The sequence below is a fragment of the Flavihumibacter stibioxidans genome (assembly GCF_014332695.1).
GTDB lineage: Bacteria > Bacteroidota > Bacteroidia > Chitinophagales > Chitinophagaceae > Flavihumibacter > Flavihumibacter stibioxidans.
On sequence record NZ_MBUA01000001.1, the window covers coordinates 1 to 14,587 of the forward strand.

Here is a 14,587-nt window from a genome sequence, read left to right on the forward strand (position 1 = left end):
TTCGAACCGCGGACCCGCTGCTTGTAAGGCAGCTGCTCTGAACCAGCTGAGCTATGCTCCCGAAAAATTGTTTTAAAGAACTACCGTTTGTCTTACGGGATTGCAAAGATAAGGGCTGAAAGTTTTCTGCAAAATTTTTTTGAAATATTTCTTGAAAATCAAAGTTTCCAGTCAACCAGTTCATTCACCCATTCCTCCCGGAAAGGGGTACTTACACGGATATAGTTATCCGTATAACCTTCCATCATCCCGTTTTTCGCGTGGCCTTCAAACAGTACTTTCCGGGTCTGGCCGGCATGCTGCTGCTGGAAGAACTGCTGTTTCATATAACTCAGGTTTCTCAGACTTTTATTCCTGTCATTCCTTACCGGAACCGGAACCACCGGTTTGATATCCAGGGCAACCGTGTTGGCCCTTTCCGAGTAGGTAAACACATGAAGGTAACTCACATCCAGGGAATGGATAAACTCAAAGGTTTCCTGGAACAGATCATCGGTTTCTCCGGGGAAGCCGACAATTACATCCACCCCGACAGATGCATGGGGCATGAGTGTTTTTATCAGTTGCACCCGCCCTGCATACAATTCACGCTTATAACGGCGACGCATCAACGATAACAAATGGTTGCTGCCACTTTGTAGTGGTATATGGAAATGCGGCATGAATTTGTTGCTGTTCGCAACAAACGCGATGATATCGTTGGTCAGCAGATTGGGTTCAATAGAAGAAATCCGGTACCTTTCTATGCCTTCCACTTCATCGAGGGCACGCACCAGTTCATAAAAGTTCTCTTCATTTTTTTTGTTGCCATCGGGTCCTTTGCCAAAATCACCCAGGTTCACACCCGTCAGCACAATTTCCTTCACTCCTTTAGAGCCAAGTTCCCGTGCATTGACCAGAACATTTTCAATACTGTCGCTCCTGCTTTTACCCCTGGCCATTGGAATGGTGCAGAAAGAACAACTGTAATCGCACCCATCCTGCACCTTAAGGAATGTCCTGGTTCGGTCATTCACTGACCAGGAACTGTTGAAACCTGTTACTTCTTCAATATCACAACTGCAGATCTTTGCGGAATCGCCCTTGGTTAATTCGGCCAGGTGAGTGGCAATATTGAATTTTTCCGCAGCCCCCAGCACCAGGTCAACCCCGGGAATGGCGGCGATCTCCTTTGGTTTCAACTGTGCATAACAACCGGTGATCACCACCATACTCTCGGGTGAGCGGCGTTGGATCCGCCTCACCAACTGGCGACATTCCTTATCGGCATTATCCGTAACCGAACAGGTATTGATTACATACACGTCGGCATCCTCTTCAAACTCCTTTTTTTCAAAACCTTCATTCTCCATCAGCCTGCTGATGGCGGAGGTTTCTGAAAAATTGAGTTTGCAACCCAAAGTATGAAAGGCAACTGTTCTTTTTTCGGCCATAGGGCGGCAAAGATACGTAGATTTGAGGCCATGCGAAAGAAGCAGCTCATCTCCGCTCTGATCCTTATTATCCTGGCCCTGGCTATCCTGTATTTCAGGGGAACATTGACGCAAACTATTGATAATGAAGAATTTGACAGGCAAGTGTCTGATCTTCAATATACCCGTCATGCTCGCTGCAGGATGGATTGCCGCCAGATCACGGAGGCTGAAATAATCGATATCCTTCAAAACGGAAGCCTGAACCATCGCAAATCGGACCCGTACGATAAACCTTGTCCCACCTATGCCCTGGAAGGCTATACCAGGCAGGACCGGCAGCATGTGCGGATCGTTTTCGCACAATGTGATAATATTACCAGGGTGGTTACCTGTATTGACCTCGATCGCGAATTCACCTGCAATTGCAAATAACCTAACCATGAAATTGATGAAAAAATCGGTGGTATTTCTGTTCAGCCTTTATGGATTCATACTTTTTGTGGTTTTGTTGCTTTTGCTGATTCCCTTTTTCTTCATGGCTTCACTATTCGGAAAGGTAAGGGGAGGTAATATGATCTATCGCCTCTGTAGTTTCTGGGCCGATGCCTGGCTCCTGATGATTGGCATTCGGGTTCCGGTAATCCATGAGGCCCGAAATGCGGAACAAAGGCCATGCATTTTCGTAGCGAATCACATTTCTTACCTGGATATTCCCATGATTGTAAAAATTGTCCGGGAGCCGGTTCGGGTTTTAGGTAAACAGGAAATGGCAAAAATCCCTGTTTTCGGATTCGTTTACCGCAATGCCGTAGTTATGGTGAACCGGAAAAACCCCGAACAGAGAATGCGTTCGGTGGCAACGCTGAAAAAGGTGCTGGGAAAGGAAATTTCCATTTTTATTTTCCCCGAAGGCACTTTCAATGAAACCGGAAACCCCCTGAAAGACTTTTACGATGGCGCTTTCAGGATTGCGCTCGAAACCCAAACCCCCATCCAGCCAATTATTTTCCCTGATACCGTGAAAAGACTGCATCATGCCACCGTTTTTTCACTTAAGCCGGGAACCAGTCGTGCTGTATATTTACCCATGATCGGAGCCGAAGGGCATGAGGAAGAAGAAGTGGCTGAATTGAAACAAAAAGTTTACGCGGCTATGGAAGCAGCCCTGAACCGGTACAGGCAAAATCAATAATAAGTTGACAGAACTGGAATTCAATAACAATACTGATGTGAGTAATTCGGTTACCCATTACGTTGAGGTGCTGATACCGCTTGCTCTTCCCAGAAATTATACCTGGAAGGTTCCGGTGGAAATGCTTCACCTGGTTCAGCCCGGTGGAAGGGTGGAAGTCATTCTCGGCCGCAATAAAAAATACGCAGGTATTGTCAAGCGCCTTCACACCAATAAACCGGCAGCTTTTGAACCCAAGGAAATCCTGAATGTGCTGGATGATGCTCCCATTGTTTTCAGCCAGCAGCTTGATTTCTGGGAATGGATGGCGCATTATTATTTATGCAGCGAAGGAGAAGTGATGCAGGCCGCGCTGCCAACCCATTTCAAACTGAGCAGTGAAACTGTCCTGCTTTTTAATGATGAAGCCGGTGATGATTTTTCGCACCTCGATGACGAGGAATTCCTGGTGGCTGAGGCGTTGTCGATCCGCAAGGAGTTACGCCTGGCCGAGGTTCAGCAATTGCTCGATGTATCACATGTTTATCCCGTCATAAAAAGATTGCTCGAAAAAAATATCTGCCTTGTCTGGGAAGAGCTGAAACATACCTACAAGGAAAAGAAAGAAACATTTGTCTTACTGCACCCCAAATACATGCAGGAAGAAGCTTTGGCTGAATTGATGAATACATGGGGGAAAGCACCTAAACAACTTGAATTGCTGCTGGCATACCTTCACCTTTCCAAAACGGAAGGACAGGTTACCCAGCCCGAACTACTCAAAAAATCCGGAGCATCCGCCGCACAGTTAAAAGGATTGGTGGAGAAAGGGGTATTGCTGACCGAAAAGCGTTCCGTGGACCGCCTGCAGCAGCTTCCAAAGGAAATCAGTATCAATTTTCAATTGACTGCCGTGCAGGAACTGGCCCTTGAACAGGTTAAAAAACACCTGGAACAAAAACAGGTTTGCCTGCTGCACGGAATCACATCCAGTGGTAAAACCCTGGTATATATCAGGATGATGGAAGACGCCATCCGCCAGGGCAAACAGGTACTTTATATGCTGCCCGAGATTGCACTAACTGCACAGGTTATACGCAGATTGCAACTTTATTTCGGTGGTTATATCGTCATTTATCATTCCCGTTTTAATCCCAATGAAAGGGTAGAACTCTGGAACAAAGTGAAATCCGGTGAAGCTAAAATAGTATTAGGGGCAAGATCCTCCCTATTCCTGCCGTTCCGGAACCTGGGACTTGTCATCTGCGATGAAGAGCACGATCCTTCTTTTAAACAGCAGGACCCGGCCCCGCGTTACAATGCCCGGGATGCTGCCATTTACCTTGCTTCCCTGTTCCGGGCAAAAGTCCTGCTGGGCAGCGCTACACCATCTCTGGAATCTTACTACAATGCGATGCAGGGCAAATACGGACTGGTTGAAATGACGCAACGATTCGGTGACATTGCACTTCCGGAAATCGAACTGGTGGATACAAAAAATATCCGGACGGCAGATAAAAGCAAGCCGATCATCACCCCGGCTTTGCAGCAGGCTGTAGAAGATTGCCTGACCCGTAGCAAACAGGTAATCCTTTTCCAGAACCGCCGTGGTTATTCACCTTACCAGGTTTGCCAGAGCTGCGGATGGATCCCGCATTGCAAAAACTGCGATGTGTCGCTGACCTTTCACAAACTTCAGAACAAGCTGGTCTGTCATTATTGCGGGACCACCTATCCACCGGTAACAGTCTGTGAAGCCTGCGGCAACCATCATTTCACTCAGCAGAATTTTGGTACGGAAAGGATCGAGGAAGCCCTGCAGGAAATTTTTCCCAAGGCAAGGATCGCAAGGATGGACATGGATGCCGTCAAAGGAAAACATGCACACGATGCGCTGATCCAGTTGTTTGAACAACACCGGATTGATATCCTCGTTGGAACACAAATGGTGGTAAAGGGACTCGATTTTGAACATGTTGCACTAGTGGGCATCCTGGATGCCGACGCGATCCTTGGCTTTGCCGATTTCCGGGTAAATGAGCGCGGATTCCAATTGATGGAACAGGTGAGTGGCAGGGCGGGCAGAAAAGGGGAGCAGGGCAAAGTGCTGATCCAGGTACGCAATACAAGTCACCCGGTTTTGCAATTTGTTCGGGCACACGACTACCAGGCTTTTGTACAGACGGAACTCCAGAACCGGCAACAGTTTGGCTATCCGCCTTTCAGCCGCATGATCCAGCTCACCTTCAAACACAAATTGCAGGAAACCGTTGTGGCTGCTGCCCGCCAGATGGCCGACTGGATGAAACCAGCCTTCGGGCATTACCTGATTGGTCCGGCTGCTCCTGTGGTAAACCGGGTGCGCAACCAGTACATCATGGAACTAATGATAAAACTTCCCAAAGACCTCCACCTCCTGCAGCAATGCAAGGACCAGGTGCATTTGCTTACGGCACACCTTCACCAGCAACAACCCTTTAAATCGGTGGTGGTTATTCCGGATATTGATCCTTTGTAAATTTCAGGATATCATCGTAGGTATGGATGAATATCCCCCTGTTCTGCAGTTTCGCAGCAGACAGCATGGCTTTCGCCACAAGCGCTGCCCGGATGGGTTTATATACCCGCCACTTACCGACCATCAAACCGGAAAAAATGGGTGCCATCATTTGCGCAAAACCTTCCCCTGTGCGTTTTTCATTCCGGTGCCCGATTAACAGTGACGGCCTGAATATATGGATCTGCGGGATGTTTTCTTTTGAAATGGTTTCCTCAACAACACCCTTCAGTTTCAGGTAGAAATTATTGTTATTGGCCGCATCTGCTCCGACAGAGGAAACAAGCACAAAATTAAAGACCCCTAACCCCGCTGCAGCTTTTGCCGCAGTCACCGGGATGTTAAAATCCACCTGCCTGTAAGCATCATGATCGCCGCTTACTTTTTTCATGGTAGTGCCGATGGCACAGAAAACAGTTTCGGCTCCGGCAATTCCGGGCTCATAGGCTTGAGAATTTTCGAAATCTATGATGATCTCCGTTAATTTGGGATGGGTTCTGCCCATGTTCCGCCTGACCAGGATGGTTACCTCATCATAATAGGGGTCCGCAAGCAGCAAATCAAGCAAATGACTGCCAATTAATCCGCTTGCGCCGAGTAAGGTTGCCTTTCTGCCCATACCTTTGATATATATTTATTGTTATGAATATCCGGGATAATTATTCACTTCGAACTTCTAACAGTTTCGGAGTCGATGCAATAGCCAGGCACTTTGCCAGCTTTGAAGATACCGAAAGCCTCGAAGATTTATTATCTGTTGTTCAGCAATCTCCACTGCATGAGCAGGAAAAACTGATCCTTGGAGGTGGCAGCAATGTATTGTTTACACGCGATTTCAATGGCTGGGTGTTGAAGAATGACATACTCGGAATTGAGGAATTGCACGAAGACAATGAATTTGTTTATGTCCGTGCCGGGGCAGGGGAAAACTGGCATGCATTCACCAGTTATTGTATTGAACAGGGCTGGGCTGGACTGGAAAACCTATCTCTCATTCCAGGCAACGTTGGGGCCGCGCCAATGCAGAATATCGGTGCATATGGCGTGGAACTCGATGATGTCTTCTGGGATTTGGAGGCTTATCACCTGAACGATAAGGCTGTTCATACATTTACATTACAGGATTGCGAATTTGGCTATCGTGAAAGCATTTTCAAGAAAAAATACCGTAACCAGTTTGTGATTTTGAATGTCACTTTCCGCCTGCATAAACACCCGGTATTTCACACCAGTTATGGAGCAATTACCCAGGAGCTTGAAAAAATGGGCGTGAAGGAACTCAGCATCAAAGCCATTTCACAGGCTGTAATTAATATACGCAGGTCCAAACTGCCCGACCCGGCAGTAATCGGAAATGCAGGTTCGTTTTTCAAAAATCCCGTGATTCCGAAGGCCCAATTCAATGAACTTCAAATTTTGTATCCTGAAATGGTTGGTTATGCCCTGCCTGATGACCGGGTGAAACTCGCTGCAGGCTGGCTGATCGAAAGTTGTGGCTGGAAAGGGTTTCGCAAAGGCAATGTCGGCTGCCATGAGATGCAGGCCCTGGTCCTGGTGAATTATGGCAATGCCACCGGAGCGGAGGTTTTTGCATTCAGCCAGGAAATCCTTGACAGTGTGGCATTTAAATTCGGTATAACCCTGGAAAGGGAAGTGAATATTTATTGATCCGCAAGCAACAGTTATTACGTTTGATCTGTCATATTCAAAACCTTTTCACTATGACGCGTCTGTTAAGCCTGCTTTTACTGCTCGTGACCTGTTCTCCTGCCTTTTCCCAGGACCAGATTTACAAAAAAAGGGGAGAAGTGATCAGGGCGAAAATTACCGAGATCGGTGTTTCTGAGATCAAGTACAAATTATTTGATGAACCTAACGGTCCCGTATATGTGATCGAAAAAGCGCACCTGCTGAAGATAGTTTATGAGAACGGCCGTACCGAGGCCTTTAAAACAAGTTTAAAAGACCCGGAATTGTATGAAGGGCAGTCAAAACAGGCATTGAAATTCAACTTTCTGTCACCCTTGTTTGGCCATACCTGGCTGGCTTATGAAAGGAGCCACAAACCCGGCAGGTCAATGGAATTAAGTCTGTCCGTCATCGGCCTGGGGAAAGACATAAGCTCGGAGGATTATTATTATGACCCCGTGACCAATACAAGTCATTCCTATAGAAGAGGCTCGGCCGGAGGTGCATTGGGTTTTGGATACAAATTCATTAAAACGCCGGATTTCATCAGCAATGGAAGTATTCGCTATGCCCACCTCCTGCAGGGATCTTATGTTAAACCGGTTGTGTATGCAGGGGTTTACAGGGAAAATGCCATCATCGATAAAGGCAATACCACCACTAAGGAAAAGAAGACGATAGTATATGGAACTATGATGATAGAACTGGGTAAACAATGGGTTATTGACAATAAGATATTACTCGATATGTTCTTCGGTATAGGTTATTCCATTGACAATATTCGAGACCTCAACTACCAGTATTCACACAGCGATGAATACAGCGCCTGGCATTATACGCATGCAAAAATCGGCAAGTCACCCGGATTGGCCATCAACACCGGATTCAAGATCGGATTACTGCTGGGTCAGGAGAAATCCTCCCCGTCAAAATCTTCCTCACGGTAACCTGATCCGCCAAGGTTTACCATTGACCCGATCAGGTCCTTGAATTCAATTTTGTTTCCTATCAGTTTTTTGCTGATCAGCGAATATGATGATAGGCCATGCAAAACAAACTCCATCAGAAGGGTGGTTTCTCTTTCATTGGCTTTTGGAAAATATTTTTTCACCAGGGCATGAAGGCCGTCAACCGTGTATAGTTTCAGTTGTTTGTCCTTGTCTGTGGTGTTAAAATAGATATCAAGCTGATTGCCTGCATCAAACCAGCGGGTGATGGCTTTATAAGGATTCTCCTCCTCCTGCAGGGATGCTTTTCCTGTACTCTTTCTTTTCTTCAGGGTTTCCGGGTTAGGAAAATACTGGGCAAACTGTGTACGGATGGCTTTGTCAACCAGGTTCATGGATACCTGGAATGGACCTTCCTGTTCCCCTTCGTAAACCAGTTCAATTTTTCCCGTCAGCGAGGGGATGATGCCTGCAAGGTCACTCATCCATACCTGCGTCTTCTTTTCTTTGTTAAGGATGGCCCTTCGTTCGGCTGAACTGACGGCGTTTTCAAAAGCGGAAATGGTCAGCCTTGCAGATACGCCGCTTTTCTTGTCAACGTATTCATTGTTGCGAGCTTCAAAAGCAACCTGTTCAATCAGTTTCTTGATGAGGTCACTGATGAAAACCCGTTCCAGCTGGTCCTCTTTTACATCTGCTTCCTGCTCAGTGATGGCCAGCGAATGTTCTATTGACCTGGGATAGTGGGTGAGAATCTGGCTCTGGATCCGGTCCTTCAACGGAGTAACGATGGAGCCACGGTTCGTATAATCCTCGGGGTTAGCCGTGAATACGAACAGGATATCCAGCGGCATCCTGAGTTTAAACCCACGTATCTGAATGTCGCCTTCTTCCAGGATATTGAAAAGTGAAACCTGAATCCTTGCCTGCAAATCGGGCAGTTCATTGATAACAAAAATCCCACGGTTGCTTCGCGGTATGATTCCATAATGGATCACCAGTTCATCGGCGAAATTCAGGCGCAGGTTGGCTGCTTTGATTGGATCAATATCACCGATCAGGTCGGCCACGCTTACATCGGGAGTGGCCAGTTTTTCACCATATCGGTCTGAACGATGTATCCAGTGTATAGGGGTTTCGTCACCGTGCTGCGCTACCTGGTCGCGGGCGTATTTTGAAATGGGATTCAGCGGATCATCATTTATTTCACTGCCTGCAATGGCTGGTATATATTCATCCAGCAGGTTGGTCATCTGCCTTGCCATCCTCGTTTTGGCCTGGCCGCGTAAACCAAGGAAAAGTATATTGTGCCGACTCAGCAATGCCCTTTCGGTATCGGGAATTACAGAATCTTCATATCCAATAATGCCTTCAAAACTCTGTGTGCCTTCTGCGAGGTTCTGCAGCAGGTTTTCCCTGATCTCTTCCCTCACCGACCTGCTCTTATAACCGGATGCTTTTAACTCGCCAAGTGTAGTAATTGTATTGTGATTCATTGAACTGTTTGTCGTTTGTTTTTCTGTGATCAGTAGACTGTTTTTCTCTTACCACTTTCAAAATCCCGGAAAATAAAGGCTCCCAGGTGATCCAGTGATGCAAAGAAGGCTTTGCCCTGGTTGGTTTCCGTGAATTCATTTACGAATCGCTGCAGATAAGGGTCTGATGCGATCATAAAAGTGGTGATGGTTATTTTTAATTTCTTGCATTGTGCTGCCAGGTTGAGACAGCGGGTGGTGATCTTCCTGTCCAGGCCAAAACTGTTTTTATAATAGCGTTTGCCGATTTTCAGGCAGGTTGGCTTCCCGTCTGTGATCATGAAAATCTGTTTGTTGGGGTTCCGCCTCCGGCGCAGGATATCCATGGCCAGTTCAAGTCCCGCTACAGTATTGGTATGATAGGGTCCCACCTGCAAATAGGGAAGGTCCTTGATCTCCACCGGCCAGGCATCGTTTCCAAATACTACAATGTCCAGGGTGTCTTTGGGGTAACGGGTGGTGATCAGTTCGCTGAGCGCCATCGCCACTTTTTTCGCGGGCGTAATACGATCTTCTCCGTAAAGGATCATGGAATGCGAAATATCGATCATCAATACGGTGGATGTCTGGGATTTGAAATCACTTTCCCTGATCTGCAAATCGTCTTCCTTCATGTTGAAGGATTCGATGCCGTGGTTGATCTGTGCATTCCTGATGCTCTCGGTAAAATCTATCTGCTCCAGCATGTCGCCGAACTGGAAGGGCCTGGTTTCAGAGTTCTGTTCGTCGCCCGACCCTGGTTTGAAAGTCTGGTGGTTACCTTGTTTGGTCTTTTTGAGTTTACCGAAAATCTCCTCCAGAGATTTCTTCCGGATGCCCTGTTCCGTTTTTGGGGTTATTTTGATGGACCCATTTCCCGGGTTTTCGTCGATATACCCCTTATCCTTCAGTTCTTCAATGAAATCACCCATCCCGTATTCCGGATTGGTCAGTTCATATTCCTGATCAAGTTTGTTCAGCCATTGCAGGGCCTCGCTCACGTCTCCACTGGTGTAGGTGAGCAGCTTCAGGAAGATTTCCAATAACTGATCGAATACTGATTTTCCATCCTCCCCGGGCCTGAATCCTGTAAAATGGTATCCTTTCATTTTTATGCGTCTGACGTGCGTCTGACGTACGTCAGACGCTATACTAACAATTTAAGCGATATAAGGTTCTCAAACAAAAGTGGGGGGTAAAAATATAGGGGGGGCGGGCAGTTGAAAACCGCCTTGGGCCAAAAAAAGAGGTTGTGCCTTTTAAGGAACAACCTCTGTATATTTTCGATAGGTGTCTGACGTACGTCAGACGCACGTCAGACGGGTTATTTTCCGCTGTCAGCAGGAGTAGAGTCTTGGGCACCGATTCCGATTGGCGTTCCGCTTTCCAGCGTTGGCTGAACCGTGCTGCCACCTTTGTAATTATTATCCAGCATCTGCAGCATCTGCAACAACTGCTGTGCACCGGCTATCTCGTTGCGCATGGCCTCCTGCTTGCGCTCCGGTAACTGGCTGTAGTATTTCAACTGCTGTTCGAAATCCTTGTTTAGTTGCCTGGATACTTTTTCTGCCATTTCCTTATAACCTGCCTTATAGGCTGCTTCCAGGAATTTGAAGGTGAAGTAATTGTGCTGGTTGTTCCGGCTCACCATGGCATAGGGCATGTTTACTTCCAGGATTCCTTTGTCAGCAATATCAAGGATCTGTTTGGCCTCATCTTTACGGTTCTGGTCAGCCAGGCTTCCGGCTGCATCAGCATAAGTCGCCCGGATGGAATTCAGATGCCTCCGGTTTTCTTCATCAAAATACACACCATTGATATTGGCACTACCGAAACCGAATTTATTGCGGAGTTTGTCCACCATCCATTCTGTATTGATACCGGTATTATTACCTACCGGAACCAGGCGATAGGTCATACCATCTTTGCGGACAAAATTGCCAAAACCCAGTTCTGATGCGGTATATGGCGCCGTGAAGCAAATCGGGCGCTTCCATTTGTTGGCAGCAATGATATTCAGGATGGCCAGATCATTCTTGAGCAGGGTATTCCTGTTTTCCGGAATCACCACCGGCACAGAAGACACCACACTATCATTCTGATTCACCGTTCCATTGCTGCGAACCAGGTTTTCGTCTACCGGAAGAATGAACTTCTTCGCCGGCAGATAATTGATAGTTTCTCCTCCCTGAAGCGCCACTTTAAAGGCTGCGTCCTCACTTCCTACCACATTCTTCATCACATCATAAAGATCATAATATTTGTCCTGGCTTACATCCGGGCGGGGATTGTACACAATATAATCGCGCTTCCGTCCGCGAATCTGTTCCGCAGACCAGATTACATCGATGGGATCGCTTTCATTCACCTTGTAGCGCAACTGGTTGATGTACCAGTCAATACCCAGCAGACTATTATTGATCACCCTGATATCCCGACGGATTCCTTCCACTTCCTGGGCGTACCAGAGCGGGTAAGTATCGTTGTCGCCATAGGTAAAAAGTATCGCATTAGGCGGACAGCTTTCCAGGTAATCTTTTGCCAGGTCACGTGCCAGTACTTTTTTACTACGGTCATGGTCATCCCATTCCTGGAAGCCCATGAGGACCGGAACGGCCAGTAGACAAACCAGCGCAGCGCTCATGTTGGAAACCGATTCACCGGCCTTTTTCATCAGCCATTCGCGGATCTGCAATACCCCGAGGCCAATCCAGATGGCAAATGCGTAGAAGGATCCCACATAAGCGTAATCTCGCTCACGGGGTTGATTGCCCGCCTGGTTCAAGTATAGAACAATAGCGAGGCCGGTAAAAAAGAAAAGTAATCCCGCCACTATAAAATCACGGCGATTGGCAAAATACTGGTACATCGCACCGAGTATACCGAGCAGTAATGGCAGGAAAAACAATTTGTTATTGGCCTTATTATGCTTAATACTGTCAGGTAAAGTGTCCTGGTTACCAAGGCGCAGGTTGTCAATAGGGGCAATACCGCTGATCCAGTTACCGTCGCGCACATTACCCGGACCAAAGCCCTGCAGGTCATTTTGTTTTCCGGCAAAATTCCACATGAAATAACGCCAGTACATCCAGTTCAACTGGTAACCGAAGAAGAATTTGATATTATCACCCATGCCCGGTTTCTCCCCATCAGCCAGCCCCAGCCAGTCGCGGTAAAAATCCGCATGTTGCTGGTCATTGCTGGCATCCCAAACACGTGGAAACAGCATCATATCTTCAGCTGCATACACCGGCTTGATATCATAACCAACTTCCTCATAGGATTTTTCACCCTTGGTATATTTCATGGAAGTCTGCTCATAGTCAACCGGGGAAGCAGTAAAGACCTGGCCGTATAGAAGTGGGAAATCACCGTACTGGTCACGGCCCAGGTATCCAACAAGTGAATTCGGGTTGTCTACATTATACATATCCACTGCCGGGTTGGCATTGGAACGGATCATGGTAGTGATATAACTGGAATAACCCATCAGCATGAAAACCACGCACCAGATACCCAGGCGGAGGAAGTTCCAGTGGTTCTTTTTGGCGATGCGGAGTCCGATGAACATCAGCGCGCCCAGGAATACAAAGAAGAAAATAAAGCCGGAAAAGAAAGGCATGCCCAACAGATTCACGAACCGGATATCGAACCATCCGGCCAGTTTAACCGACCATTGAATGACCACCACCTGCACAAATCCGGTGATAAGACAACCCATAATGAAGGCCCAGAAAGTACCCCATGCAGTTGGCTGGTATCGCTTGTAATAATATACCATTACAATCGCGGGAATGGTCAGCAGGTTCAGCAGGTGAACACCGATTGACAGTCCCATCATAAAAAATATGAATACGATCCACTTGTCTGACCCCTTGTCATCGGCATGGTGTTCCCATTTCAGGATAGCCCAGAATACCACCGCAGTAAAGAGGGATGACAACGCGTACACCTCACCCTCCACGGCGCTGAACCAGAATGAATCACTGAAGGTATAGGCCAGGGCACCCACCGCACCTGCGCTCATGATGGCGAAGGTTTGCTGCGATGTTGGAACCACCCCACCCGGACTCACCAGTTTTTTGGCGAAGTGTGTAATGGTCCAGAACAGGAACAGGATGGTGAAGCCGCTGCTAAGGGCACTCATGATATTGACCGCAATGGCGGGATTACTTCCCCCGAAAACAACCACGAAAAGCCTTCCCAACAGCACAAAGAGTGGTGCTCCGGGAGGGTGGGGAATCTGTAACTTATAAACACTGGAAATAAATTCGCCGGTATCCCATAAACTGGCTGTGGCTTCCATTGTCAGCAGGTACACCGAACAGGCGATGGCACAGACGATCCATCCGACAATGTTGTTCACTTTGTTAAAATTCATAAAGCATTGGTTTGTATAAGGCTAGGCAAATATAAGGTTTGGTGCATCGCAAAGCCCAAACGCCTAAGGTAATGACTTAGTTTTTCACTAACTGAAGAAAATTTTAACGGTTTGGTAAAATAAACGGTTTTGCAGGTAGGTGTTCTGTGCCTGTTCCAGGTAACCCTGCAGGCCAAATAATCCTGCTGCATTGCCTTTGTTGATGGCGATCTCCAGGTAACCTGCTGAATTGAACAGTGCAAGTTTTTCGCCCTCGGGTACATCGGCATAGGTTTCGGATATCCTGTCTATCACTTCATCCCGTTTAAAAACGATGGAGAATTTGCGGCCTTTGCGCTGCGCTTCAAACTGGTCGCGGGTAATATTTACCACTACATTCTCAAAATTATCAATATAGATTATCTGGCCTTCTATCCAGGCATCGCTCAGCATAGGCCGAAGGGGGTTCTTCTCCACGAAGCTGATATCAGGTTCACCGATATCGGTAAGTCTTTCCCCCCGGTTAACAGCATCAATGGCTTTGCCAAATACCGAAGCGCAATAGAGCGTGTTTCGTATGATATTTTTTTCAGATGGCAGGCCGATGACCATATCAGGTCGGTCTTCCAGGATCATGCCCAGCAATCCGTTATCCGCACAAAGAATGTACTGGTCATTGTGGAAAGCCATCAGCAACCTGTCGGGTTTTCTTTCGAAAAGGTTCACCATAATAACATGAAAAGTCTGCGCCGGGAAATGGCGGATGGCGTTGCGGCAGATATAGGCAGCCTGCGGATAATTGAAAGGGCTGATGGCATGGGTTATGTCAACGATATTGAAGGTGGGATCAATTTGCAGCAACTGTCCTTTGACAGCACCTGCAAGATAATCCTGCATGCCAATATCAGATGTAAGCGTAACAATTGCCATGAAT

The 14,587-nt window shown here is 47.2% G+C and carries 11 protein-coding genes; 5 read left to right on the plus strand and 6 right to left on the minus strand.

The window, feature by feature from the left end; all coding sequences use genetic code 11:
- Positions 1–158 precede the first annotated feature (158 nt).
- Positions 159–1,433, minus strand: a complete 1,275-nt coding sequence (mtaB, locus tag BC349_RS00005; RefSeq protein ID WP_187254701.1) for a tRNA (N(6)-L-threonylcarbamoyladenosine(37)-C(2))-methylthiotransferase MtaB — start codon at positions 1,431–1,433, stop codon at positions 159–161.
- Positions 1,434–1,463: 30 nt separating this feature from the next.
- Here mtaB and BC349_RS00010 point away from each other — a divergent pair, with 30 nt between their 5' ends.
- The 3 genes from BC349_RS00010 to priA are packed head-to-tail and all read left to right on the plus strand — an operon-like array spanning position 1,464 to position 5,104.
- On the plus strand, positions 1,464–1,847 hold the full coding sequence (locus BC349_RS00010; RefSeq protein WP_187254702.1) for a DUF4258 domain-containing protein: 384 nt from the start codon (positions 1,464–1,466) through the stop codon (positions 1,845–1,847).
- 7 nt (positions 1,848–1,854) lie between these two features.
- Positions 1,855–2,607: a lysophospholipid acyltransferase family protein gene (locus tag BC349_RS00015; protein ID WP_187254703.1), complete on the plus strand. Its 753-nt coding sequence runs from the start codon at positions 1,855–1,857 to the stop codon at positions 2,605–2,607.
- 4 nt (positions 2,608–2,611) lie between these two features.
- Positions 2,612–5,104, plus strand: coding sequence for a replication restart helicase PriA (priA, locus tag BC349_RS00020; RefSeq protein WP_222840039.1), 2,493 nt, complete (start codon positions 2,612–2,614; stop codon positions 5,102–5,104).
- On the opposite strand, the gene BC349_RS00025 is transcribed toward priA, so the two are convergent.
- Positions 5,079–5,762: an NAD(P)H-binding protein gene (locus BC349_RS00025; RefSeq protein WP_187254704.1), complete on the minus strand. Its 684-nt coding sequence runs from the start codon at positions 5,760–5,762 to the stop codon at positions 5,079–5,081. The genes priA and BC349_RS00025 overlap by 26 nt on opposite strands.
- A 23-nt stretch (positions 5,763–5,785) precedes the next feature.
- Here BC349_RS00025 and murB point away from each other — a divergent pair, with 23 nt between their 5' ends.
- Positions 5,786–6,811 carry a UDP-N-acetylmuramate dehydrogenase gene (murB, locus tag BC349_RS00030; RefSeq protein ID WP_187254705.1) on the plus strand — a complete coding sequence of 342 codons (1,026 nt, stop codon included), beginning with the start codon at positions 5,786–5,788 and terminating at the stop codon, positions 6,809–6,811.
- A 53-nt stretch (positions 6,812–6,864) separates the two neighbouring features.
- Complete coding sequence (locus tag BC349_RS00035) at positions 6,865–7,779, plus strand: hypothetical protein (RefSeq protein WP_187254706.1); 915 nt, start codon at positions 6,865–6,867, stop codon at positions 7,777–7,779.
- Here BC349_RS00035 and BC349_RS00040 read toward each other — a convergent pair.
- From BC349_RS00040 to BC349_RS00055, 4 genes are all read right to left on the minus strand, one after another.
- Entirely contained in the window at positions 7,740–9,275 is a 1,536-nt protein-coding gene (locus tag BC349_RS00040) for a magnesium chelatase (RefSeq protein WP_187254707.1), read from the minus strand. The two genes, BC349_RS00035 and BC349_RS00040, sit on opposite strands and share 40 nt — an antisense overlap.
- A 29-nt stretch (positions 9,276–9,304) precedes the next feature.
- The gene (locus tag BC349_RS00045) at positions 9,305–10,402 is read right to left on the minus strand and encodes a vWA domain-containing protein (RefSeq protein WP_187254708.1); all 1,098 of its coding nucleotides are present in this window, start codon (positions 10,400–10,402) and stop codon (positions 9,305–9,307) included.
- 215 nt (positions 10,403–10,617) lie between these two features.
- Positions 10,618–13,674 (minus strand): glycosyltransferase family 117 protein, encoded by a 3,057-nt coding sequence (locus tag BC349_RS00050; RefSeq protein WP_187254709.1) that lies wholly within the window; start codon positions 13,672–13,674, stop codon positions 10,618–10,620.
- 87 nt (positions 13,675–13,761) lie between these two features.
- On the minus strand, positions 13,762–14,583 hold the full coding sequence (locus tag BC349_RS00055; RefSeq protein ID WP_187254710.1) for an SAM hydrolase/SAM-dependent halogenase family protein: 822 nt from the start codon (positions 14,581–14,583) through the stop codon (positions 13,762–13,764).
- Positions 14,584–14,587 lie beyond the last annotated feature (4 nt).

Excerpts from the sequence above, each read along its gene's own strand:
- mtaB (WP_187254701.1), bottom strand. The coding sequence starts at position 1,433 with ATGGCCGAAAAAAGAACAGTTGCCTTTCATACTTTGGGTTGCAAACTC.
- BC349_RS00010 (WP_187254702.1), top strand. The coding sequence starts at position 1,464 with ATGCGAAAGAAGCAGCTCATCTCCGCTCTGATCCTTATTATCCTGGCC.
- BC349_RS00015 (WP_187254703.1), top strand. The coding sequence starts at position 1,855 with ATGAAATTGATGAAAAAATCGGTGGTATTTCTGTTCAGCCTTTATGGA.
- BC349_RS00025 (WP_187254704.1), bottom strand. The coding sequence starts at position 5,762 with ATGGGCAGAAAGGCAACCTTACTCGGCGCAAGCGGATTAATTGGCAGT.
- murB (WP_187254705.1), top strand. The coding sequence starts at position 5,786 with ATGAATATCCGGGATAATTATTCACTTCGAACTTCTAACAGTTTCGGA.
- BC349_RS00035 (WP_187254706.1), top strand. The coding sequence starts at position 6,865 with ATGACGCGTCTGTTAAGCCTGCTTTTACTGCTCGTGACCTGTTCTCCT.
- BC349_RS00040 (WP_187254707.1), bottom strand. The coding sequence starts at position 9,275 with ATGAATCACAATACAATTACTACACTTGGCGAGTTAAAAGCATCCGGT.
- BC349_RS00045 (WP_187254708.1), bottom strand. The coding sequence starts at position 10,402 with ATGAAAGGATACCATTTTACAGGATTCAGGCCCGGGGAGGATGGAAAA.
- BC349_RS00050 (WP_187254709.1), bottom strand. The coding sequence starts at position 13,674 with ATGAATTTTAACAAAGTGAACAACATTGTCGGATGGATCGTCTGTGCC.
- BC349_RS00055 (WP_187254710.1), bottom strand. The coding sequence starts at position 14,583 with ATGGCAATTGTTACGCTTACATCTGATATTGGCATGCAGGATTATCTT.